The sequence below is a fragment of the Streptomyces sp. CNZ301 genome (genome assembly GCF_004217425.1).
Map to the genome: position 1 here is coordinate 852692 of NZ_SHLG01000002.1, position 22422 is coordinate 875113.

21 protein-coding genes and 1 pseudogene are annotated in these 22422 nt (G+C 72.0%); 11 read left to right on the forward strand and 11 right to left on the reverse strand.

Annotated features, from left to right (window positions below; translation table 11 throughout):
- Positions 1-209 precede the first annotated feature (209 nt).
- Together EV375_RS27900 and EV375_RS27905 are read left to right on the forward strand one after the other, a co-directional pair.
- Positions 210-1541, forward strand: coding sequence for a hypothetical protein (locus tag EV375_RS27900; RefSeq protein ID WP_130302686.1), 1332 nt, complete (start codon positions 210-212; stop codon positions 1539-1541).
- Between the two features lie 333 nt (positions 1542-1874).
- Positions 1875-2663, forward strand: a complete 789-nt coding sequence (locus EV375_RS27905; RefSeq protein ID WP_130302687.1) for a ferritin-like domain-containing protein — start codon at positions 1875-1877, stop codon at positions 2661-2663.
- A gap of 27 nt (positions 2664-2690) precedes the next feature.
- Here the strand turns inward: EV375_RS27905 and EV375_RS27910 are convergent, their stop codons facing one another.
- The 4 genes from EV375_RS27910 to EV375_RS27925 form a co-directional block, all read right to left on the reverse strand.
- The gene (locus EV375_RS27910; RefSeq protein ID WP_130302688.1) at positions 2691-3503 is read right to left on the reverse strand and encodes an ABC transporter permease; all 813 of its coding nucleotides are present in this window, start codon (positions 3501-3503) and stop codon (positions 2691-2693) included.
- A 56-nt stretch (positions 3504-3559) separates the two neighbouring features.
- The gene (locus EV375_RS27915; protein ID WP_130302689.1) at positions 3560-4447 is read right to left on the reverse strand and encodes an ABC transporter permease; all 888 of its coding nucleotides are present in this window, start codon (positions 4445-4447) and stop codon (positions 3560-3562) included.
- A gap of 11 nt (positions 4448-4458) precedes the next feature.
- A complete protein-coding gene (locus tag EV375_RS27920; RefSeq protein ID WP_486588880.1) occupies positions 4459-5661 on the reverse strand; it encodes an ABC transporter substrate-binding protein in 1203 nt (400 codons plus the stop codon).
- 79 nt (positions 5662-5740) lie between these two features.
- Positions 5741-6781, reverse strand: a complete 1041-nt coding sequence (locus tag EV375_RS27925) for an ABC transporter ATP-binding protein (RefSeq protein WP_130302691.1) — start codon at positions 6779-6781, stop codon at positions 5741-5743.
- 114 nt (positions 6782-6895) lie between these two features.
- On the opposite strand from EV375_RS27925, the gene EV375_RS27930 reads away from it, so the two are divergent.
- From EV375_RS27930 to EV375_RS27945, 4 genes and pseudogenes are all read left to right on the forward strand, one after another.
- Positions 6896-7741, forward strand: a complete 846-nt coding sequence (locus EV375_RS27930; RefSeq protein ID WP_486588839.1) for a FadR/GntR family transcriptional regulator — start codon at positions 6896-6898, stop codon at positions 7739-7741.
- A gap of 28 nt (positions 7742-7769) precedes the next feature.
- Positions 7770-8537: a cache domain-containing protein gene (locus EV375_RS27935; RefSeq protein ID WP_486588840.1), complete on the forward strand. Its 768-nt coding sequence runs from the start codon at positions 7770-7772 to the stop codon at positions 8535-8537.
- Between the two features lie 117 nt (positions 8538-8654).
- Positions 8655-9430 (forward strand): annotated as a pseudogene (locus EV375_RS27940) (ArsR/SmtB family transcription factor).
- A complete protein-coding gene (locus EV375_RS27945) occupies positions 9427-10245 on the forward strand; it encodes an isocitrate lyase/PEP mutase family protein (RefSeq protein ID WP_130302694.1) in 819 nt (272 codons plus the stop codon). Before EV375_RS27940 ends, EV375_RS27945 begins: the two are co-directional and overlap by 4 nt.
- Before the next feature lie 73 nt (positions 10246-10318).
- Here EV375_RS27945 and EV375_RS27950 read toward each other — a convergent pair whose 3' ends face one another.
- The 4 genes from EV375_RS27950 to EV375_RS27965 form a co-directional block, all read right to left on the reverse strand.
- Positions 10319-10816: a hypothetical protein gene (locus tag EV375_RS27950; RefSeq protein WP_207228489.1), complete on the reverse strand. Its 498-nt coding sequence runs from the start codon at positions 10814-10816 to the stop codon at positions 10319-10321.
- Between the two features lie 165 nt (positions 10817-10981).
- On the reverse strand, positions 10982-11911 hold the full coding sequence (bla, locus tag EV375_RS27955; protein WP_486588841.1) for a class A beta-lactamase: 930 nt from the start codon (positions 11909-11911) through the stop codon (positions 10982-10984).
- Between the two features lie 350 nt (positions 11912-12261).
- Positions 12262-12681 carry a RidA family protein gene (locus EV375_RS27960; RefSeq protein WP_130302696.1) on the reverse strand — a complete coding sequence of 140 codons (420 nt, stop codon included), beginning with the start codon at positions 12679-12681 and terminating at the stop codon, positions 12262-12264.
- Positions 12678-13814, reverse strand: coding sequence for an acyl-CoA dehydrogenase family protein (locus EV375_RS27965; RefSeq protein ID WP_130302697.1), 1137 nt, complete (start codon positions 13812-13814; stop codon positions 12678-12680). Before EV375_RS27965 ends, EV375_RS27960 begins: the two co-directional genes overlap by 4 nt.
- 147 nt (positions 13815-13961) lie before the next feature.
- Here EV375_RS27965 and EV375_RS27970 point away from each other — a divergent pair, with 147 nt between their 5' ends.
- The 3 genes from EV375_RS27970 to EV375_RS27980 all read left to right on the forward strand — a co-directional run bounded on the left by EV375_RS27970 (position 13962) and on the right by EV375_RS27980 (position 16855).
- Positions 13962-15680, forward strand: coding sequence for an AMP-binding protein (locus tag EV375_RS27970; protein ID WP_130302698.1), 1719 nt, complete (start codon positions 13962-13964; stop codon positions 15678-15680).
- Between the two features lie 9 nt (positions 15681-15689).
- Positions 15690-16520, forward strand: coding sequence for a PaaX family transcriptional regulator C-terminal domain-containing protein (locus EV375_RS27975; RefSeq protein WP_130302699.1), 831 nt, complete (start codon positions 15690-15692; stop codon positions 16518-16520).
- Between the two features lie 104 nt (positions 16521-16624).
- A complete protein-coding gene (locus EV375_RS27980; protein ID WP_055487790.1) occupies positions 16625-16855 on the forward strand; it encodes a DUF3099 domain-containing protein in 231 nt (76 codons plus the stop codon).
- Positions 16856-16912: 57 nt separating this feature from the next.
- Here EV375_RS27980 and EV375_RS27985 read toward each other — a convergent pair whose 3' ends face one another.
- Positions 16913-19201, reverse strand: coding sequence for a bifunctional salicylyl-CoA 5-hydroxylase/oxidoreductase (locus EV375_RS27985; protein ID WP_130302933.1), 2289 nt, complete (start codon positions 19199-19201; stop codon positions 16913-16915).
- Positions 19202-19235: 34 nt separating this feature from the next.
- Positions 19236-20063 (reverse strand): enoyl-CoA hydratase family protein, encoded by an 828-nt coding sequence (locus EV375_RS27990; RefSeq protein ID WP_130302700.1) that lies wholly within the window; start codon positions 20061-20063, stop codon positions 19236-19238.
- Between the two features lie 209 nt (positions 20064-20272).
- On the opposite strand from EV375_RS27990, the gene EV375_RS27995 reads away from it, so the two are divergent.
- Positions 20273-21043 carry a sulfite exporter TauE/SafE family protein gene (locus tag EV375_RS27995; RefSeq protein WP_130302701.1) on the forward strand — a complete coding sequence of 257 codons (771 nt, stop codon included), beginning with the start codon at positions 20273-20275 and terminating at the stop codon, positions 21041-21043.
- A 233-nt stretch (positions 21044-21276) separates the two neighbouring features.
- Positions 21277-21429, forward strand: a complete 153-nt coding sequence (locus EV375_RS28000; RefSeq protein ID WP_207228490.1) for a hypothetical protein — start codon at positions 21277-21279, stop codon at positions 21427-21429.
- 52 nt (positions 21430-21481) lie between these two features.
- Here EV375_RS28000 and EV375_RS28005 read toward each other — a convergent pair whose 3' ends face one another.
- Positions 21482-22417 carry a helix-turn-helix domain-containing protein gene (locus tag EV375_RS28005; protein ID WP_130302702.1) on the reverse strand — a complete coding sequence of 312 codons (936 nt, stop codon included), beginning with the start codon at positions 22415-22417 and terminating at the stop codon, positions 21482-21484.
- Between the last annotated feature and the right edge of the window lie 5 nt (positions 22418-22422).

Below are 22422 nucleotides of genomic sequence, written 5' to 3' on the forward strand. Positions count from 1 at the left end.
GTTCGATGCGGGCGGCAGCGGCAGACAGCCGCGTCGTCACCGGATCTCCACACCGGGTTGGCCTCCGCGTTCCCCTGCCCGGACCGAACCGGGTCCGGGCCGGACCGCACGCTGCGGCCGGCGCCGTCTTCCCGGGGCTGGAGCAGAGCCCGTATGACGAAGTGAGCGCCGCCGTGCAGCCCCGGACCGAATCGGGGTACACGGCGCATATGCATCAAATACGGCATAAAGGTTTCCTGAGGCTGCTCCTCGTTCTCGTGGCCGCCCTTCTGCCGGTGCTCGCCATCGCTCCGGGCGCGCAGGCGTCCAGCAAGGCGGACAGCGTCGGCGAGGTGGCCGCAGCACTGAGAGAGGGCCCCGTCTACGTCGACCCGCGCGCCTCGGACCGGCTGTCCGGCGCCGACGCCAAGGACCTCACGCGGAAGATCAAGGACGCCGACAAGCCGGTCTTCGTCGCCGTACTGCCGAAGGCCCGCGAATTCCCCCCGTCGAACCTGCTGCGGGACCTGCGCGCACAGGTCGGCGACAGGGGCGTCTACGGCGTCACGCTCGGTGACGAATTCGCCGCGGGGGCCGACCGCTCCGTCATGTCACGCCCCGCGGTCGACGATCTGCGCCGCTCCGCCGAAGGCCCCGGCGGCGACACGAAGGCGAAGCTGGACCGGTTCGTCGACGGCGCCACGAAGGAGGCGGACGGCAGCGCACCGGCCTCGTGGGACAGCAGCACGTCACGGGGGACGGGCGGCGGCTTCGCCCTGGTGGCGCTCCTGGCGCTGCTCCTCCTGGGCACAGGGGGCGCCCTCCTCGTACGCAACCGGGCACGCAAGCAGCAGGCCGAGCGGGAGCGCGCGCAGCTGGAGCAGCTGCGTCCCGTGGTGGACGAGGACATCACGGCCTTCGGCGAGGAACTCGACCGTGTCGGCTTCGATCCGCAGGCCCCGGACTCGGACGACGCCATGCGCAGTGACTACACCCACGCCATGGACAAGTACGACGAGGCGAAGCGGAAGATGGAGGCCGCGCGCGGGCCGGGAGAGGTCCGCGGGGTCACCGAGGCCGTGGAGGACGGGCGCTTCGCGCTGGCCACCGTCGAAGCCAGACGGAACGGCGAGCCGCTGCCGGAACGCCGGATGCCGTGCTTCTTCGACCCGCGCCACGGCCCGTCCGTCGAGGACGTGCGCTGGGCACCGCCGGGCGGCACCGAGCGGACGGTGCCGGTGTGCGCGGCGGACGCGGCGAGGCTGAGGGACGGTACCGAACCGATGGCCCGCAACGTCGACACGCCTCAGGGACGGCGGCCCTACTGGGAGGCCGGGCCCGCCTACGGGCCCTGGGCGGGCGGCTACTTCGGCGGCGGCATCCTGCCCGGTCTGCTCGTCGGTACGCTCCTCGGCAATGCGCTCGGACCCTGGAGTTACGGCGACGGCTTCGGCGAGGGCGGATTCGACGGCGGCGGGGGCGAGGGCGACGGGTTCGGCGACGGGGGCGGGTTCGACGGCGGCGGCTTCGGCGGGGGCGACTTCGGCGGAGGGGGCTTCTGATCAACGGACCGTCACCGCCACGCCGTTGAGACATCGCACGCGGCGCTGCGCGCGGCGCCACCGTTGCGGGCCTGCCGGGCTGCGAGCCGGCCGGACTGCCGAGCTGCCGGGGCGGGCGCCAGTCCCCCGGCCCGCAGCCCTGCCGGCTCTCCCGGCCCGCCCTCGCCCGGCCTGCCCGTGTCCGTCCCGCCCGTGTCCTGACCGTCCGCGCCCCCGCGCAGGCGGTGATGCCGGGCCTTACTTCGTTTGGCACAGGCAACCGCCGCTGCTGTTGCCGGTTGCCCGCCGTCCGCTTTGACTCGAATGTGCGGACGCCGTACGGAGGTGGCACTGATGCTCTCGTCCCGAAGCCTGTTCCGGGAGATTCTGGAGAACGACCGTTCCTTCCAGCTCTTCTGCTCCATCGCCGCCAGCGGGGAGGCACAGGGAGGCTGGGAGAACGCCCGGATCGCGGCCCTCGCGCCGGAGAGCCTGCGCGGTCTCGCCCCGAAGATCACCAAGCACGGCGCGGACGAGGACAAGCACGGCCGCATCTTCAAGGCCCTGCTGAAGAAGCGCGGCCTCGAGCCCGTCCCCGTGCCGGCGGAGACCGACTACACGATGCTGCTGGAGCGGAGCGGCATCGGCCTGATGCACGAGAAGCTGCGGCGCGACGAGCAGCTCACCGAGCACGACATCATCGTCTACCTCTCGCACAGCAGGGTCACCGAGCAGCGCGCCTCCGACCAGATGGCGATGCTGCTCGACAGTTGCGGCGACGACCCCGAGACCGGCCGTGCCATCAGGATGATCAGCAACGACGAGGACAACCATCTGGCCTACTGCCACGAGGAGTTGCTGCGGCTGGCCGCGAAGGGCCACGAAGGGACGATCCGCCGCAGTCTGCGGCAGTGCGCCCGCGCCGAGATCGTCGTCCACCGCGAGGTCTCCCTCGCCGTGATGTCCCACATGGGGCGGCTGCTGGACTGGCCCGCCGTCAAGACCGCGTCGCTCGCCGCCGGCATCCACGGCATGTACCAGTTCGAACGGTTCGGCGGCTGGCGGCGGATGGCCAACCTGACCATGCCGGAGAGGCTGGACGCGCTCGGCGAGCACTCGCCGAGCACCGCCCCCGTGCTGTGATGCTCCGGGCCGTGCGGCGGACGTGCCTCAGATCCGGCCCCCAGCCGTGTCGGACGACATCCGCTGCGCGATGTAGATCGGGATGACGGAGAGCAGCACGAGGACCGCCGCGACCACGTTCACCACCGGTGCCTGCTGCGGGCGTGCCATGTTGGAGAAGATCCAGATGGGCAGCGTCTGGGTGTTCGGGCCCGCGGTGAAGGTCGTCACGATGATCTCGTCGAAGGAGAGCGCGAAGGCGAGCATGCCGCCCGCGACCAGGGCCGAACGCACAAGCGGGAAAGTGACGTCGGCGAAGGCGCGGAAGGTGTTCGCGCCCAGGTCCATGGCGGCTTCCTCGTAGCTGCCGGACGTCCGCCGCAGCCGGGCGATCATGTTGTTGTAGACGACCACGACGCAGAACGTGGCATGGCCGACGATGACGGTGAAGAGGCCGAGCCCGATGCCGAGGGGCTCGAGGACCGTGCGGAACGCGGTGTTGAGCGCGACACCGGTGACGATGCCCGGCAGCGCGATCGGCAGCACGACGACGAAGGAGAGCACCTCGCGGCCGAAGAACCTGAAGCGCTGGATGGCGAACGCGATGAGCGTGCCGAGGACGAGCGCGGCGACCGTCGCGCCCGCTCCTGCCTTGAGCGAGGTGACCAGGGCGTGCCGTGCGCCCGCGCTGCCCCACGCGTCCGCCCACCAGTGGAAGGTGATGCCGGGCGGCGGCCAGCTCGAACTGCGGTCCGGATTGAGCGAGTTGATCAGGACGAGGAAGAGCGGGACGTAGATGACCGCGAAGCCGAGCACCGCGGCGACGCCCAGCGTGATCCGTGCGGGCCGGGAGAGTTTCATCGTCGTATGCCTTCGCGTCGTCGGGTGGCCGCCGGCGGCTGCGCCGGACGGTGCGGTCAGAGGCTGCTCAGGGCGCCGGTGCGGCGCACCGCGAGCAGGTAGAACACGATGATCACCACGGGGACGGTGCCGAGCGCCGCGGCCAGCGGCAGGTCCAGGGTGATGTTGGAGTAGATGAGGTTGCCGATCAGCTGGGTCTTGCCGCCCACGATCTGCACGGCGATGTAGTCGCCGAGGCTGAGGGAGAAGGTGAAGACGGACCCGGCGGCGATCGACGGCAGCAGGAGCGGCATCACCACGGAGCGGAAGGTGCGGCCCGTGCGCGCGCCCAGGTCGGAGGAGGCGTCGAGAAGGTTGCCGGGAATCTGCTCCAGCCCGGTGTGGATCGGCAGGATCATGTACGGCAGCCACAGGTACGTCAGCACCAGGATGGTGGCGACGAGGCCGAACCCCGGGCCGTCGAGGCCGAAGGGTGAGAGCAGCCAGTCCAGCAGGCCGCCCTCGGCGAGGATGAGCCGCCACGCGTACGCCTTGACCAGGTAACTGGCCCACAGCGGCGTGAGGATGGCGACGACGAGCAGCGGCCTCCAGCGGGGTGAGGCGATGCGTGCGGTGAAGAAGGCGACGGGGAAGGCGATCACCACGCAGATCACGGTGACCGCGAGGGCGACGCCCACGCTGCGCAGGGCGACCTGCTGGTAGACGTCCGTGGTGAGCAGGGTCGTGAAGTTGTCCATGGACCAGACCTTCACCACGTTCGAGGTGAAGGTGTCCGTGGTCCAGAACGCGGACATGAACAGCGCGGTGAGCGAGCCGAGGTAGGCGAGGATCAGCCACGTCAGCGGCGCGGTCAGCAGCAGGGACAGTTGCAGCCGGGGACGGCGGTGAAGGGTCCCGGCTAGCCGCCGGGCGGTGTGCCCGGCGGCCGGCTCGGTTTTGCTCATCGGTGTCGGTCCTAGTCCTTGATCTCGGTCCAGGCCTGGACCCACTTGGCGTACGGCACGCACTTGGCGTCCTTGCGGCCGTCGAGGCACTGCTGGGTGGGCGTGGTCCAGAAGTGGACCTTCTTCCAGTAGTCCTCGTCCTCGGCGTGGAAGGTGCGGCAGTGGTTCTTGTCCGCCGTCAGCTTGCACGCCTTCTCGTTGGACGGCGCCTCACCGAAGTACTCGGCGACCTGGGCGTTCGCCTCCGGCGAGATGATGTGGTCCAGCCACTTGTAGGCGCAGTTGGGGTGCTTGGCCTTCGAGGAGACCATCCAGGTGTCGGACCAGCCGGTCGAACCCTCCTTGGGCAGCACGGCCTTGACCGGCGCCTTCTCGTCCTGCGCGGTGTTGACGATGACCTGCCACGAGGTGCCGACCACGGAGTCGCCGCTCTTGAAGGCGGAGATCTCCTTGAGGTAGTCGCTCCAGTACTCGCCGATGTTGGCGTTCTGCTTCTTCAGCAGGTCCACCGAGGCGTCGAACTGCTTCTGGTCCAGGGAGTAGGGGTTCTTGATGCCGAGGGAGGGCTTGTGCTTCATCAGGTACAGAGCGGCGTCCGCGATGTAGATCGGGGAGTCGTAGGCGGTGACCTTGCCCTTGTGCTCACCGGCCTTGTCGAAGACGGCGGACCAGGAGTCGGGGGCGGGCTTGACCTTCTCCGTGTTGTACATCAGGAGGTTGGCGCCGCGGCCGTGCGGGATGCCGTAGGACTTCCCCTCGACGGAGTTGAAGTCCTGGTTCTTCAGGCCCTTGAAGACGTCCTTGTAGTTGGGCACCAGCTTGGTGTTGACGGGTTCGGCGTCGCCGGAGGCGATCAGGCGCAGTGAGGCGTCGCCCGAGGCCGAGACGGCGTCGTACTGACCCGTCTTCATGAGGCTGACCATCTCGTCGGACGAGGCGGCCGTCTTGGTGTTGACCTTGCAGCCGGTCTTCTTCTCGAAGGGGGTGACCCAGTCGACCTTCGGGTCGTTGCTGCCGTCCTCGGCGTAGCCGGCCCACGCGATGAGGTTCACCGAGTTCTCCGTCTTGCCGATCTTCTTCTGCGGCTTGAGGTCCGGCGGGTCGACTGCACCCGAAGAGGACGAGGAGGATCCGGAGGAGCCGCAGGCGGTGGCCAGGAGCAACGCACCTGCCGCGGCGAGGGTTTTGAGGGTTGGGGACTTGCGCACAGAGATCTCCACAGTAGGAGGGGCGGCGAATCGTAGGTGCGGAGGTGGGGGTCGGTAGGGATGGGGGGAGAGGCGCAGGCGTCGCTCAGGGCGCCTGTTCCACCTGGAAGTTGTGCCGGTGGTGCCACTGGAGCCTCACCCGTGAGCCGCGGTACGCGGCGACGTCCTCGGAGGAGGCCTCCAGGTTCTGCTGGACGGCGGTCAGCCGTCCTCCGGCGTCGAGGTCGACCAGGAAACGCGTGGTGTCTCCCAGATAGACGACCTCGGCGACGGAGCCTTTGGCGGCGGTGTGTTCCGGTTCGTCCGCACCGGTCGCCGACTCCTTGAGCACCCGGATCTTCTCCGGGCGCACGCTGAACGTGCCGGGCTTGCCCACGACCTGCTCGGCGGTCTCGCCGGTCAGCAGGTTGGAGGTGCCGACGAAGCCCGCGACGAAGGGAGTCGCGGGGCGTTCGTAGATCTCGGCGGGCGTTCCGGTCTGCTCGATGCGGCCGTCCTGGAAGACGGCTATCCGGTCGCTCATCGTCAGCGCCTCGTCCTGGTCGTGGGTGACGAAGACGAAGGTGATGCCGACCTCGCGCTGGATCTCCTTGAGTTCGATCTGCATCTGCTCTCGCAGCTTGAGATCGAGGGCGCCCAGCGGCTCGTCGAGCAGCAGCACGCGCGGACGGCCCACGAGTGCGCGGGCGAGGGCGACGCGCTGCCGCTGCCCCCCTGAGAGCTGGGAGGGGCGGCGATCGCCGAACCCTGCGAGGCGGACGCTCTCGAGGCCGTCGGCGGCCCGGCGCAGCCGCTCGGCCTTGGGCACCTTCTGCACCTTGAGGCCGTAGGCGACGTTCTGCTCGACGGACATGTGCGGGAAGAGGGCGTAGTCCTGGAAGACGGTGTGCACGTCACGCTCGAAGGGCGCGAGCCGCGTGACGTCCTTCCCGTCGAGTTCGATGGTTCCGCTCGTGGGCGTCTCGAAGCCCGCTATCAGGCGGAGCACGGTCGTCTTCCCCGAACCCGAGGGCCCGAGCATCGAGAAGAACTCACCGTCCGATATGGCCAGTTCGACGCCTGCGACGGCCTCGGTCCGGCCGAAGGCCTTGCGCAGGCTCCGCAGCCGGATGGCATTCCCCTCCATCAACGGGAACCTTTCTGGTGCTGTGGTCGTTGGCCGGTAAATATATGAAGTCATAGTTCAAGCTTCAAGACCACTCCGAGCCCTCTTCAGGTAAAACTTGAGCCAACTGACAAGGTGGTGGCCGTGAAGAGAGACCAGGACGGCGCCCGAAGAACGGTCTTCACGCCCATCGGGACACAAGCCCGCGTCGAGGCCGTCGTGCGGCGCCTCGGTGACGCGATTGAACTCGGCCTGCTCGCCGACGGCGAGCAGCTCCCCGGCGAGCAGGAACTCGCGGCGCAACTCGGCGTCTCGACGGTCACCTTGCGCGAAGCACTCATGGCGCTGCGCCAGCGCGGGCTGGTCACCACCCGCAGGGGACGCGGCGGCGGCAGCTTCGTCACCGTCCCCGAAGGGCCCGTCGGGGAACGGCTGCTGGCCCATCTGGGCAGCTGGAGCCTCGAGGAGCTGCGCGAACTCGGGGACTACTGGACGGCCGTCTCCGGTGCCGCCGCCCGCCTGGCCGCGCAGCGCACCGCCCCGGACGACCTGCATCAACTGCACCGTTCCGTGGAGGAGTTGGAGGCCGCCGCGGACGCGGCCGCGCGCAGCCGCCTCTACGGCCGCTTCCACGTCGAGCTGGCCGCCGCGGCGCAGTCGGCACGGCTGACGAGGGAACTGGTGGGCGTCCACTCCGAAGTGGGCGCACTGCTCTGCCTCGTCCTCGGCGAGGAAAGGCATCTGAAAGACGTCTGCGATCGTCATCGTGCCGTGATCTGTGCGGTGCAGGATGATGCGGCGGAGCAGGCGAGAGCCCTTGTCGAGGAGTGCGTTCAGGTCTCCATGGGGCGCCTGGTCGAACTCCGCCTCGGTACCCCCGGCCCGGCCGGCGGCCCGCAGACCAAGGAGGGCAACCGTGGGCAGCAGTCCTCGTCCAAGTCACCGATCCGGACCCGCGAAGGGCGGAACACACGTCGTTGACGACCCCGCGGCAGCCGCGGCGTCGGGCGTGCGTGACGCGCTGGAGTGCGTCTTCGACGCCGTGAGCGAGATCCGTACGGACACCCTGGCGCTCCTCGCCGACGCCGCCGCCGAGCACAGACGGCCCACGACCACCGACCTTGCCGGTCTCCGTCCCGGGCTGAAGAAGCGGCTCACCCGGCTCTCACTGGTCTCAGGCGCCGGCTTCGTGGCCGCACCGGGGCTGCTCGCCGACGCCGAGGCGTGGCTGGAGTGGTGGCAGACGGGACCGGGCGGCGACGTGCGTCCGCTGCTGCTGGACCTCGACCCGCGGCACTCGGCGTACTCGGACTACACACACTGGGAGTGGTACGCGCTCGCCCGTGACACCGGGCGGCGCGCGGTCGCCGGACCGTACGTGGACTACCTGTGCTCCGACGAGTACAGCCTGACCCTCTCGGTGCCGGTGACCCTCGACGGGCGCTTCAGCGGAGTGGCCGCGGCCGACGTCTACCTCCCGGACTTCGAGGCGGCCGTCATGCCCGTGCTCCAGCGGCTGCCGGGGCCCGCTTGCCTGGTCAACTCCCGTGGCCGCGTGGCGGTCTCGACGTACGCGCACCACCTGGCGGGGTCGCTGCTCAAGGGGCCGGACTTCGCCGCGGTGCCCGTGATGCCCCCGGACCCCGCGGACGGCGGTGCCCCGGCCGGGGAGAGCGGCGGACCCCGTCCCGGCGAGCCCGCCCCCCACGTCCAGCAGGGGCTGGCGCTGCGTGCCTGCGGCGACATCCCGCTCATACTGGTGACCGACGAGGAATGACGGGGCGGAGTGCGCGTGCCTCGGGCCCGGCCCGGGGCAGCGTGGCCGGCCGGGCGCGCGGACAGACCCGTTGACACTTCGGCGCCCGCCGAAGTGTCGCGGGAGCATCATGGCCGTATGGAACCGGACGCAGGACCCTCCCGACCCGATCGGAGCGGACAGCGGCTCGCCGAACTGGCCGGACTGCTCGCCGACCGCACACGTGCCTCCGTCTGCCTGGCGCTGCAGGACGGGCGTGCGTGGACCGCCGGCGAACTGGCGAGGGCCGCCGGTGTCACGGCTGCGACGGTCAGCGCGCACCTGGACAAGCTCGTCGCGGGCGGGCTGCTGGAGGAGGTGCGGCAGGGCCGGCACCGGTACGTGCGCATCGCCGGTCCGGGGATCTCGCAGCTCATCGAGGACCTGACAGCACACGCCGGGCCTCCCCCGCCCCGCGGGGACTGAGCGCCGCGTCGGCCGGTGCTGCGATGGCACGGGCGCGGACCTGTTACGACCACCTGGCGGGCGCTCTCGGCGTCGGTGTCACCGACGCGCTGCTGGCGCGGGGGCTGCTCCAGCAGTCGACGGGCTTCTCCGTGACGGACGAGGGGCTGGCGTGGTTCGGGAAGCTGGGCATCGACCTGGCCCCGCGCCGCGGCAGCCGTCGAGGGCCCCACCCGGCCGCCACGGCTCAGGGGGCGGCACGCTCCTGCCTCGACTGGACCGAACGCCGGGTGCACCTGGCGGGCCGTGCGGGCGCCGCTCTGTGCACCCACGCGCTGGAGGAGGGCTGGTGCGAACGCATCGGCAGCCGACGGGCGTTGAGGGTGACGCGCAAGGGCCAGGACGCGTTCGAGGACCTGCTCGGCCTGCGGGTGGACGAGATCGGCGTGCGGGTGGAGGCGGCCGCGTGAGCACGCACGAGAAGTACGGGACCTTCCGGAAACTGCACCACGGGGAGCGTCCTCTGCTGCTGCCCAACGCCTGGGACCACGCCTCGGCCGCCGCCCTGCACCGGTGCGGCTTCCCCGCCATCGGTACCACGAGCCTGGGCGTCGCGGCCGCCGCGGGACTCCCCGACGGGAGCGGCGCCGCACGCGAGCAGACGCTGGCGCTGGGCCGGGGGCTGGCACGTCTGCCGGTGCCGGTGAGCATCGACATCGAGGGCGGCTTCAGCGACGACCCGGCTCAAGTCGCGGCACTGGGAAAGCAGTTGGCGCAAGCGGGCGTGGCGGGGGTGAACGTCGAGGACGGCCTGCCCGACGGCACGCTCGCCGATCCGGCGCGTCACGCGGCGAAGGTGTCCGCGCTGAAGGAGGCCGCGCCGGGCCTCTTCGTCAACGCACGCACCGACACGCACTGGCTGGGGGGCGACGCCACGGTCGCCGGGGCGTCCCGCAGATGCGCCGCGTACGTCGAGGCGGGCGCCGACGGGGTGTTCGTGCCGGGGCTGGTGGAGCGCGATGACATCACCGCGCTGGCCGCGGAGTTGGGGACGACGCCGCTGAACGTCCTGTACTCCCCCGCCCACTTTTCGTACGACGAGCTCGCGCGGACCGGCGTCAGCCGCATCAGCCTGGGCTCGCTGCTCTTCCGTGCGGCGCTCCAGCGGGCCGCCGACCTGGCGCGCTCGGTCGCCGCCCCGGACGGAGGCCCCGAGGTCCCCTCCCCGGTGCCGGGTTACGGCGAAGTGCAGGGTCTGCACAACGACTTCGGGCAGCGGCCGTAGGAGCACGCCGACCGTGCCGGGCGCGCCCCGGCTGCGTCCCGAAGGGCCAGGTGCGGGGCCGTGGCCCTGGGGTCTATGTCTCCGCGCAGTCCCTTTCGTACGCCACGAGGGCAGCCTGACGGCACGCGAACAGAGAACGGAGCGCTTCCTGAGCTGCATCGGGGTCCAGCTCCCCCTGGTGCGATTGACGCGCCAGCACCATGCGCGCCTCCGATTCCATGGCCGCCCACGCGTGCCGCGCACGCCTGTTGGCCACCATCCGCGCATCGCTGCGCAGGAAACCCGCACCCGACGAGAAACCCGCCGCCACCAGCGCCAGCACCGCGGCGGGCACTCGCGCATCAGCCGTCGCCAGCCCGGCCGCTCCGGACACTCCTGCGAGGAGCGCGGCCGGGAAGCCCAGGGCGACATCGATGTAGGCCCAGAGCTGCACCCGGCGATGAGCGGTGCGCACCTGGGCGGCCGCTTCCCTGCGCAGAGCCTCGACTTCGGCGCGGAAGCCGGTCGGCGACGTCGGCGAGCGGTCGGCCTCGTCACCGCCGAGGCCATTGCCGTTCTGAGAAGCGACCACGCGAGAAGAGTCTCAGAACTGGGCCTTTTGCGCGGGGAGTTGACCGAATCACGGTCCTGCACACCTGGCTCGGTGGAGGAGACACGGACGAGTCGGGGCCCGGCGAGGCCCGGCGAGGTCCGGCGGTACGAGAGGCCTCCCCCGGGCACCCGCCGGGCGGTGCTCTCAGGTCAGTGCCGGGGCCAGAAGCCGGGCGGTCTTCGCGATCAGCGCCCGGTCCGGCTCGGCGTCGGCGGACTTCTTCGTGGTGAGGACGGCCAGGACGACCGGCTCCCGGCCGTGGGCGGTCCAGGCGACACCCACGTCGTTGTGCGTGCCGTACTCGCCCGCGCCGGTCTTCTCCCCCACGGTCCAGCCTTCGGGGAGCCCGGCGCGCAGGCTCTCGTCCCCCGTGGTGTTGCGCTTGAGCCAGTCCGTCAACTGGCGGCGCCCGGCCCGTCCGAGGACGTCGCCGAGAGTCAGGCGCATGTACGTCCGCCCGATGGCCCGCGGCGACGTCGTGTCCTTCACGTTCCCGGGCTCCGCGGAGTTCAGCTCCGTCTCCCAACGGTCGAGGCGCGTGACCTCGTCCCCGAGGGAGCGGCAGAAGCGGGTCACCGCGGTGGGGCCGCCGAGTTCGCGCAGGATGAGGTTGGCGGCCGTGTTGTCGCTGTGGCGGATGGCGGCGTCGCAGAGCTCCCGGAGGGTCATCCCTTCGGCGAGGTGGCGGGAGGTGCCGGTGACCGGGGAGTGGGCCTCCAGGTCGGAGCGGGAGTAGCGGATGCGCTCGTCGAGAGGACGGCCGCCGTCCCCGTCACGATCCTTCATGACTGCCGCCACCGCGAGGGGCTTGAACGTCGAGCACATGGGGAAACGCTCGTCGGCGCGGTGGATCACCGTCCTCCCGGTTCTGGTGTTGTGCGCGAACACCCCGAGGCGGGCGTCGTGTTCACGCTCCAGGTTCTTCAGCCGACGGGTCGTCGCGGCGTCCTGCGACCGGTGGCCAGAGGGCGACGGGGGCTTGTCACCGGCGGAGGAGGTGCATGCGGCCAGCACGCTCCCGGCGCCGGCGGCCAGCATCGTTCGGCGGGCCGGCCGGGACACGTCCGTGCTCAATTCGGCGCCTCTTTCGTGCTGTTCGGACCATCCCTGCTGTCCGGGACCGATGTCAGTGAAACAGGACATCTCCACGCACCGGCCGGTTCCGGCCACAACCGCAGGGAGCAAGCGTGTTCGGCCCAGGTCCTCCCCCGGCACCGGTCCCCGGCACCGTCACTCCGCCTTGCACGCGGACCGCTGCCGAATTCGTCGAGGAAGTCTCGCAGTGCGGTCGAGGGACCCCGCGGCCCGGTGGAAGGACGGGGAGCGCACCTGCCAAGGACAAGGACCACGTCGTTCGCGTCACCTGGTTCGGTGACCGACGCGGAGTCCGGCGCGAAGCCGCCGGGAGTGCCCCGCGGTGTACGTCACGGCAGGACCGCGATGCCGTCCAGCTCCACCAGCGCCTCCTCGTCCCACAGCCGGGAGACGCCGATGAGGGCCATCGCCGGATAGTCGCGGTGGGCATGGCGGCGCCAGACGGCGCCCAGGTCGCGGGCGGCGGACCGGTAGGCGGCGACGTCGGTCGTGTAGACGGTGACGCGGGCGAGGTCGGCGGGGCCGCCGCCGGAAGCGGCCAGCGCCGTCAGCAGGTTGGCCAGCGCCTGCTCGAACTGCTCGGTGAGCGTGCCGCCGACGACGGCCCCCTCGCCGTTGAGCGCAGTCTGCCCGGCCAGGAAGACGATCCGCGAGCCGGTCGCGGTCACGGCGTGCGAGAAGCCGGTGGGCGGGGAGAGTTGGGCGGGGTTGGTGCGCTGGAGGTGGGGGCGGGAGTCGGCGTCGGTCACCGGTAGAGCTCCTTCGCGATGATCGAGCGCTGCACTTCGCTGGCGCCCTCGTAGATGCGGGGTGCGCGGACCTCGCGGTAGAGGTGTTCGAGGAGGTGTCCGCGCTGGAGCGCGGCCGCGCCGTGGATCTGCACGGCGGTGTCCACGGCCTGCTGCGCGGTCTCCGTGGCCAGCAGCTTCGCCATGGCGGCGCGCCGCGCGATGTCCGGCTCGCCGCGGTCGTGGGCCGCGGCCGCCGCGTAGACCATCAGGCGGGCGGCCTCGATGCGGGTCGCGGTCTCGGCCAACTGGTGCGAGACGGCCTGCAGATCACTGAGCGTGCCGCCGAACGCGCGCCGCCTCCCGGCGTGTTCGACGGCGGCGTCGAGGGCCGCCTGTGCCATGCCCGTCGCGAACGCGCCGACGCTGGGCCGGAAGAGGTTCAGCGTGCGCATGGCCACGCCGAAGCCGCGGTCGGCCTCACCGAGGAGGTCGTCGCGGGAGACGGGGACACCGTCGAAGGTGAGGGTGCCGATCGGATGGGGCGAGAGCATCTCCACCGGTTCGCCGCCGAGCCCTGGCCGCCCGGCGGGTACGAGGAAGGCGCTCACGCCGCGGGAGCCGGCGCCCTGCGTCGTACGGGCGAAGACGGTGAAGACGTCGGCGTGCGGGGCGTTGGAGATCCAGGTCTTGGTTCCGGTCAGGCGCCATCCGTGCCCGGCCCCGGTGCCGTCCGGCTCGGCGTGGAGGGTGAGCGCCGCCGCGTCGCTGCCCGCTCCCGGCTCGCTCAGCGCGAAGGCCGCGACGGCACGTCCCGCGGTCACCTCGCCGAGCCAGCGCCCGCGTTGGGCGTCGGTGCCCGCGAGGGCGACCGGTCCGGCGCCGAGCCCCTGGAGGGCGAGCGCGGTCTCGGCCTCCGTGCAGGAGTAGGCGAGGGATTCGCGCAGCAGGCACAGATCGAGGGCGCTCGCGGGGCGCCCGTCCGGCGCGAACAGGCGGCCGAGCAGCCCGAGTTCACCGAGGGCGGCGACCAGCTCGCGGTTGATGCGGCCGTCCTCCCCGGCCTCGGCGAGCGGCCGGAGCTCGCGGGCGCCGAGCGTCCGCAGCTCCTCGCACCACTTGTGCTGCTCCGGTTCCAGTGCGAACGCGGGCATGCGGGCCTCCTCCTGGTGGCGGGCTGGTGCTCCCGGTCACTGATCCTCTATCGCGGACCGTTGACTGTCGTCACCAACACGTTACGCTCAACGGCACACCGGCGACACCGGCCACCGGCACACGGCACACCCCCGAGGGGGCTTGCGATGCATCTGAGCCCGTCCGCACACGTCGACACCTTCGCCCGGGAGCATCTGCCCCCGCCCGAGGACTGGCCGCGACTGGTCTTCGACCGGCCCGAACTGCACTACCCGGACCGCCTCAACTGCGGTGCCGAACTGGTCGACGGGTCCGCCGCGCGGTACGGCGCCGAGCGGCCCGCCTTCCGCGGTGACGACGGCGAGTGCTGGAGCTACGGCGAACTGCGCGCCCGCGTGGACCGCATCGCCCACGTCCTCACCGGCGTCCTGGGCGTCGTCCCCGGCAACCGGGTCCTGCTGCGCGGCCCCAACTCCCTTCACCTGGCGGCCTGCTGGCTCGCGGTGATGAAGGCCGGGGCCGTCGCGGTGACGGTGCTCGCCGCTCAGCGCGCGCACGAGCTGCGCACCGTGTGCGCCATGGGGCAGGTCAGCCATGCGCTGTGCGACGCGGGTTCCCTGGAGGAGCTGACGAAGGCGGACGTACCCGGGCTGCGGGTGACCGCCTTCGGCGGTGACGGAGGGGAGGACCTGCTGGCCCTGTGCGAGTCGCAGCCCGACCGCTACGAGGCCGTCGCCACCGCCGCGGACGACGTCGCCATGATCGCCTTCACCTCCGGCACCACCGGGAAACCCAAGGGGTGCGTCCACTTCCACCGCGACGTGCTCGCCGTCGCCGACACCTTCTCCGCGCACGTGCTGCGTCCGACGCCGGACGACCTCTTCGCGGGCAGCCCGCCGCTGGGGTTCACCTTCGGGCTGGGCGGCCTGGTGATCTTCCCGCTGCGGGCGGGCGCGTCGGCGCTGCTCGGCCAGTGGAGCGGCCCGCAGCAGATGCTCGCGGCGGTCGAACGCCACCGTGTCACCGTGCTGTTCACCGCCCCGACCGCCTACCGCGGGATGCTCGCCGAACTCGGCACCGCTTCCCCGCAGGCCCCGGCAGGCGGGCGCACGTACGACATCTCCTCGCTGCGCCGCTGCGTCTCCGCCGGCGAGAACCTGCCCGCCGCCACCCACGAGGCATGGCGTGAGAGGACCGGCCTGCGGATGATCAACGGCATAGGCGCGACGGAGATGCTGCACATCTTCGTCTCCGCCGCCGACGAGGCCGCCCGCCCCGGCGCCACAGGTGTCGCCGTGCCGGGCTTCGAGGCCCGCGTGGTGCGCAAGGACCAGGAGGGCCGCCTGACACAGGTGCCGGACGGCGAACCGGGACTGCTCGCCGTGCGCGGCCCCGTCGGCTGCCGCTATCTCTCCGACCCGCGGCAGCGCGAGTACGTGTGCGACGGCTGGAACCTCACCGGCGACACCTACGTACGCGGGACGGACGGCTACCTCCGCTACGTCGCACGCGCCGACGACATGATCGTCTCGGCCGGTTACAACATCTCGGGCCCGGAGGTCGAGGAGGCCCTGCTGCGCCATCCCTCCGTGGCCGAGGCCGCTGTCGTGGGACGCCCCGACGAGCGGCGCGGCCAGGTCGTCGTCGCGCACGTGGTACTGCGGGAGGGAACCGAGGGGGGAGCAGGAACGGCTGAGGCGCTGCGCGAGTTCACCACCGGAGAGCTCACCCCGTACAAGTGCCCCCGTGAATTCGTCTTCGCCACCTCGCTGCCGCGCACACCGACGGGGAAGCTCCAGCGGTACCTGCTGCGGGAGGCAGTCCCGGCACAGGCCGGGCCGGAGCCGACCACCGCGGATCGGACCGCGGGCGGGCTGCCCGCCTAGAGTTGCCGCGTGAATCAGCAGCAGCCCGCCGCCAGGCCGTCGCCGAGTTCGCTCATCCTCACCTTCTACGGGGCGTACGGACGTGCCTTCCCCGGCAGCACCGTGCCGGTCGCGGCGCTGATCCAGCTGCTCGGCGCGGTCGGTGTGGACGCGCCGTCGGTCCGTTCCGCCGTCTCGCGGCTGAAGCGGCGCGGGCTGCTCACCGCGGACCGGCCCGGCAGCAAGGCGGCGGGCTACGCTCCCTCGGACGCCGGGCGGCAGCTCCTCGACGACGGCGACCGCCGCGTCTACGCCCGCCCCGCGGCGGACGGCCGCTGGCTGCTGGCCGTCTTCTCCGTGCCGGAGAGCGAGCGGGGCCGCCGCCACATACTCCGCTCCCGTCTCGCACGGCTCGGCTTCGGCAACGCCGCACCCGGCATCTGGATCGCCCCCTCCCACCTGGAGGAGGAGACGCGTCACAGTCTGGGGCGGCTCGGTCTCACCCCGTACGTGGACCTGTTCACCGGCACGCACGTGGGCTTCGAGACGACCGCGGACGCGGTGGCGCGCTGGTGGGACCTCACGTCCCTGGCGGCTCTGCACCGCTCCTTCCTGGACGTGCACGAGCCGGTGCTGCGCTCCTGGGCGCGGCGGCGCCAGGCGCCCCCGGAGGAGGCGTACCGGGACTATCTCCCGGCGCTCGACGCATGGCGGCGTCTCCCCTACGCCGATCCGGGCCTGCCGGCGTCGCTGCTGCCGGCGGACTGGCCCGGCGAGCGTTCCGCGGAGGTCTTCTTCGCGCTGCACGAGAAGCTGCGGGAGCCGGGACGCGAGTACGCCGTGGGCTTCGCGCAGGGGTGACGGGCGGACGGTCGGCAGGTCTCTCCCCGGCCGCCGGGCACCGCCTCTCGTGGGCCATCGGGCACCGCCTCCCGTGGGCCGCCGTGCCGCAATACCCTGGAAATATGTACGCACGACGGCGCAGGCGTTACTTCGTGCTGATGGCCACGTGCCTGGTGCTCTTCGTCAGCGCATGGAGCTTCGTGCGTCTGATCTCGGTCCCCGCCGCGGTCGGGCTGTGCGTTGCGGCGCTGGTGATTCCGCCCATCGCGGCGATCGTCGGCAACCGGCGCGAGCCGGACGACCGCTGGTTCGACGAGGACCGCAACCCTGACCGGGACACCTATCGCAGATGACGCCGCGGAAGACGCCCCGCAGGCGCCGGACGAACACGGACGCCCGGCGGGCGGCCGCTACAGCGTGAGCCGCGGCTTGGGCGCGTCGGTACGGCCCGTCGGGGGTTTGCGGCTGCCCGCACGGTAGGGCGGCGGCCAGGGCGCGCCGGGGCCCTGGTATCCCTGGTCGGCCGCGGCGTGCAGCGTCCAGTGCGGGTCGTACAGGTGGGGGCGTCCCAGCGCGCACAGGTCGGCACGGCCGGCGAGCAGCAGCGAATTGACGTCGTCCCACGAGGAGATGGCGCCGACGGCGATCACGGGCACCCCGACGGAGTTGCGGATGCGGTCGGCGTACGGAGTCTGGTACGAGCGCCCGTAGTCGGGCCGCTCGTCCGCGACGACCTGTCCGGTGGAGACGTCGATGGCGTCGGCTCCGTGCTCGGCGAACGCGGCCGCCACGCGCAGCGCCTCCTCGGGTGTGATGCCTCCCTCGGCCCAGTCTGTGGCGGAGACGCGTACGGTCATCGGCCGCTCCCGCGGCCACAATTCGCGCACCGCGTCGAAGACCTCCAGCGGGAAGCGGAGGCGGGCGTCGATGCCGCCGCCGTAGGCGTCGGTGCGGCGGTTGGTGAGCGGCGAGAGGAAGCTGGAGAGCAAGTAGCCGTGTGCGCAGTGGAGTTCGAGCAGGTCGAAGCCGGCGCGGGCGGCACGCCGCGCCGCGTCGGTGAACTCCTCGCGGATCGCTGCCAGTTCGGCCACCGTGAGGGCCTGCGGCACCTGGTTGACGCCGCCGCGGTACGGCAGGGGTGAGGGGGCCACGAGCGGCCAGTTCCCCTCCGGCAGCGGTTCGTCGATTCCCTCCCACATCACCTTCGTCGAGCCCTTGCGGCCGGAGTGCCCGAGCTGCACGCCGATGGCGGTGCCGGGCGACTGCGCGTGCACGAAGCCGGTGACGCGGCGCCACGACGCCTCCTGCTCCTCCGTCCAAAGGCCCGTGCAGCGTGGCGTGATGCGGCCGTTGGGCGAGACGCACACCATCTCCGTCATCACCAGGCCCGCTCCGCCCAGCGCGCGGGCCCCCAGGTGCACGAGGTGGAAGTCGCCGGGGGTGCCCGCCTCGTCCTCGGACGAGTACATGTCCATGGCGGAGACCACGACCCGGTTGCGCAGGGTCAGTTCACGCAGCCGGAAGGGTGTGAACATCGGCGGAGTGCCCTCGGGGACGCCCGCCTCCGCCTCGACACCGGCGACGAACCCGGCGTCGCGCAGCCGCAGATTCTCGTGCGTGACGCGGCGGCTGCGGGTGAGCAGGTTGAAGGCGAACTGCCGTGGCGGCTGGCCCGTGTAGGTGGCCAGGTCCTCGAACCATTCGAGACTGCCGCGCGCCGCGCGCTGCGTGGAGAGGACGACGGGCCGGCGTTCCTCCTCGTACGCCGCCAGCGCCGCAGGCAGGTCGGGCTGCTCCTCGATGCAGGCGGCGAGCGCGAGCGCGTCCTCGACGGCGAGCTTGGTGCCGGAGCCGATGGAGAAGTGAGCGGTGTGCGCGGCGTCGCCGAGCAGCACCACGTTCCCGTGCGACCAGCGCTCGTTGAGAACCGTGCGGAAGGCGATCCACTGCGAGTTGTTGCCGCGCAGCGGGCTGCCGCCGAGGGTCTCGGGGAAGAGCTTCGCGCACTGCTCGGCCGAGGCCCGCTCGTCGAGCCGGTCCAGTCCGGCGGCCCGCCACACCTCTTCGCGAGCCTCGACGATGACGGTGGAGGCACCGGGGTTTGGCCCGTCCGCGCGCTCGTACGGGTAGGCGTGCAGCTGGAGCACGCCGTGCTCGGTCTCGGCGATCTCGAAGCGGAAGGCGTCGAGTGCGAAGTCGGCGGCGAGCCAGATGTAACGGCAGCGGTGCGTGGTCACCCGCGGCCGGAAGACGTCGGCGAAGGCGTCCCGGGTGGCGCTGTGCACCCCGTCGGCGGCGACCACCAGGTCGTGGGTGGCGGCCAGTTCGGCCGCCGGAGGCGCCTCGCTGCGGAACCGCAGCTCCACTCCCAGTTCGCGGCACCGCTCGTGCAGGACGGCCAGCAGCCGGCGGCGGCCGAGCGCCGCGAACCCGTGACCGCCGGAGGTGAGAGTGTGCCCTCGGTGCACGATGTCGATGTCGTCCCAGCGCACGAACTCCCGCTGGAGCGCGGCGTACACGGCCGGGTCGGCGTGCTCGATGCCGCCCAGCGTCTCGTCGGAGAGGACGACGCCGAAGCCGAACGTGTCGTCGGGGGCGTTGCGTTCGTGGACGGTGACGCTGCGGGAGGGGTCGAGGCGCTTGAGCAGCGCCGCCGCGTACAGCCCGCCCGGTCCGCCTCCGACGACGGCGACGCGCATCCCCGTGGTGCCGGCCGAGGGCCCCGGGCTCATCTCATCTCCCCTGCCACTTCGGCGGGCGCTTCTCGCTGAACGACGCGTGGAACTCCGCGTAGTCCTCGCTGTGCATCAGCAGCGCCTGTGTGGACGCGTCCATCTCGACGGCCGCCGAGAGCGGCAGGTCCAGCTCCGCGGTGAGCAGCGCCTTGGTCTGCGCGAGGGCCAGCGCCGGCCCGTCGGCGAGGGTGCGGGCCAGCTCGGCGGCGGCCGTGTGCGCCTCGCCCTCCCCGGTCAACCGGCTGATGAGGCCGATGCGTTCGGCCTCGTCGGCGCGTACGGGCTCACCGAGCATGAGGATGCGGGTGGCGTGTCCGAGGCCGACGACGCGGGGCAGCAGATAGGCCGCGCCCATGTCGCCGCCGGAGAGGCCGACCTTGGTGAAGAGGAACGAGAAGCGCGCCGTTGGGTCCGCGACGCGGAAGTCCGACGCCAGCGCCAGAACGGCACCGGCACCGGCGGCCACCCCGTGCACGGCCGCGACGACCGGGAACGGCGTCTCGCGAAGCGCCCGTACGACCTGGCCCGTCATGCGGTTGAAGTCGAGGAGTTCAGCGGTGCCGGCGTCCAGGGTGGCCCCGATGATCTCCTCGACGTCGCCGCCGGAGCAGAAGCCGCGGCCCTCGCCCGCGAGCACCAGCGCGCGGGCGCGGCGCTCCCGCGACAACTCGGCGAGAAGGTCGCGCAGATCGGCGTAGGCGCCGAAGGTGAGGGCGTTGAGCCGCTCCGGACGGGCCAGCGTGACCGTGACCACTCCGTCGTCCTCGGCCACGCGGATGTGCTGCCACTCGCCGGTCGCACGGGCCGAGCCCGTGTACGGGCTCACGCGGACGCTCCGGGGGCGCTGTGCTCTTTCGTGGGCTCGCTGGTTGGCTCGGTCATGGCTCAATGCCTCCTTCGAGACGCCGGCGACGGCACACGCTGAACGTATCACCGGTTCGTGACTGCCGTCACGGGTGCGCGATAGACGTCCGCTGTGGTGCGGGCCCGCGACCCGTTAGCGTGAGGGGCCGGTCGCGGGAGGGAAAGAGGCTGATGGAGCACGGTCCGCTGATACTCGCGCTGTTGGCGCTCTTCGGACTGGTGGGCGGCATCGGCATCACGGCGGTCGGTCCGGGCGGTGTGCTGCCCACCATCGGGATGTTCGTACTGACGGGCCTCTCCCCCTCCGGCGTCGCCGGCACGGCCATCGCCACGCACATCGCGACCGGAGCCCTCGGCACCGCCGCCTATACGCGCTCCGGGCAGCTGCGCGACGCACGCACGCGCCGCATCGCCGTCGTCCTCTCGGGCACCGCGCTCGTGGGCTCGCCGCTGGGCGTGCTCTTCAACACCCGTGTCGACGGGCGGGTGTTCGGGATTCTCCTCGCGGTCGCCGTCGCCACCACGGGCATCCTGGTGTGGGTGCGCGAGCGCCGCACCGCCGCACCCGGGGACGGCGCAGGAAGGAGCCTGTCACCTCTGGTCACAGGCGCCGTCGGGTTGCTGGTCGCCGTCGCAGCGGGCCTCTTCGGGCTCGGCGGCCCGATGCTGAGCGTGCCGCTGCTGGTGATCTGCGGCCTGCCGCTGCTGCCCGCCCTGGCCGCCGCCCAGGCGCAGTCCGTGGTCATCGCGGGCGTCGGTACGGTCGCCTACCTCGTGCACGGCTCGATCGACTGGGCGCTCGCCGCGATCGTCGGCATCCCGGAGCTGGCGGGCGTCATGATCGGCTGGAGGATCGCCCATGCGGTGCCGACGCGGAAGCTCAAGTTCGCCCTCGCGGGCACCCTCCTGGCCCTGGCGCCCTATCTGGCACTGCACGGTTAGGTTCCTGAGCCGGTGAGCCGTTCCGCGTACCGGCGGACCTGCGCCGCCGCCGGCGGCCACGTCTCCGTGCGGCATCGTGCGGCGCATGGGCAACCCCGAACACTCCGGCGGTGCCGGCAAGAGCCGGATGGCACACCGCCTGGTTCCGATGAGCGGACGTGACCCCGAGGAGATCGGACGGGGGCAACGCCCCCTGGAGCTGCTGATCACCCGTCACGCTCGCGGTGCTGGCCGTGTCCGTGGCACTGTCGACGGCCGGCGCCGGGATCGCGGTGTGCCTGCTCGTGGTGATGCCGGCCCCGTTCGTCACCGTGGTCGGCTACGGGACGATCGGCCACCGGCATCAGCTGCGGATGCTGGACGCCATCGCCGCGTGGGGGCGCTGACGGCCCGTAGGAACGTGGCCGGGCGGAGACCCGAACCTGCGGTCCCCGACGGTCACGAGATCCGGAACGCCCGCCGGTAGGCGCCCGGCGTCGTGCCCACCTGGGCACGGAATCGGCGGCGGAGGTTGACCGCGGAGGTGAGTCCGACGCGGGTGGCGATCGCCTCCACCGGCAGGTCCGTCTCCTCCAGCAGGGTGCGGGCCTCAGCGATCCGGCGGGACAGCAGCCACGCTCCCGGGCTCGTGTCGAGTTGATCGGCGAAGCGCCGTGCCAGCGTGCGGGGTGAGACGTTGAGGTGCGCGGCCAGGTCGCCCACCGACAGCGGTGTCCCAAGGCGTTCGCCGGCCCACTCCAGGAGACCGTCCAGCGCGTCCGCATGCGGTGGGGACGGCGCGTACTGTGCCTGGCCGCCGTCGCGTTGCGGCGGCATCACCATGTGGCGCGCCAGAAGGGCAGCGTGCCCGGGCCCGTGATCCTGCCGGACGAGGTGCAGGCACAGGTCGAGCCCCGCCCCCGCGCCGGCGCTCGTGGCGACGTCGCCGTGGTCCACGTAGAGCGCGTCGGGCTCCACGCGCACCTGGGGGAACTCCCGCCGCAGCTGGGCGGCGCGCGCCCAGTGCGTGGTGGCCGAGCGGCCGTCCAGCAGGCCCGTGCGGGCCAGCGCGAACACTCCGGAGCAGATCGTGACGAGCCGCGCCCCGCGGGAGTGTGCCCGCAGCAGCGCGCGGCGCACCTGGGGTGAGAGCGGCGCCTCCACGGGCTGCCAGCCGGGGATGAGCACGGTGTCCGCGGACTCCAGCGCCGAAAGGTCCCGCGCCACGGACATCGTGTACCCGGCGGATGTCGGCACAGGACCGGGCGTCTCCGTGCACACGTCGAACTCGTAGTGCTGTGGCACTCCGTCCCGCGCCGTGCCGAAGACCTCGGCGGCGCAGCCGAGTTCGAACGTCGACTGCACCGGTCGTACCAAAGCCAGCACCCGATGCATGGCAG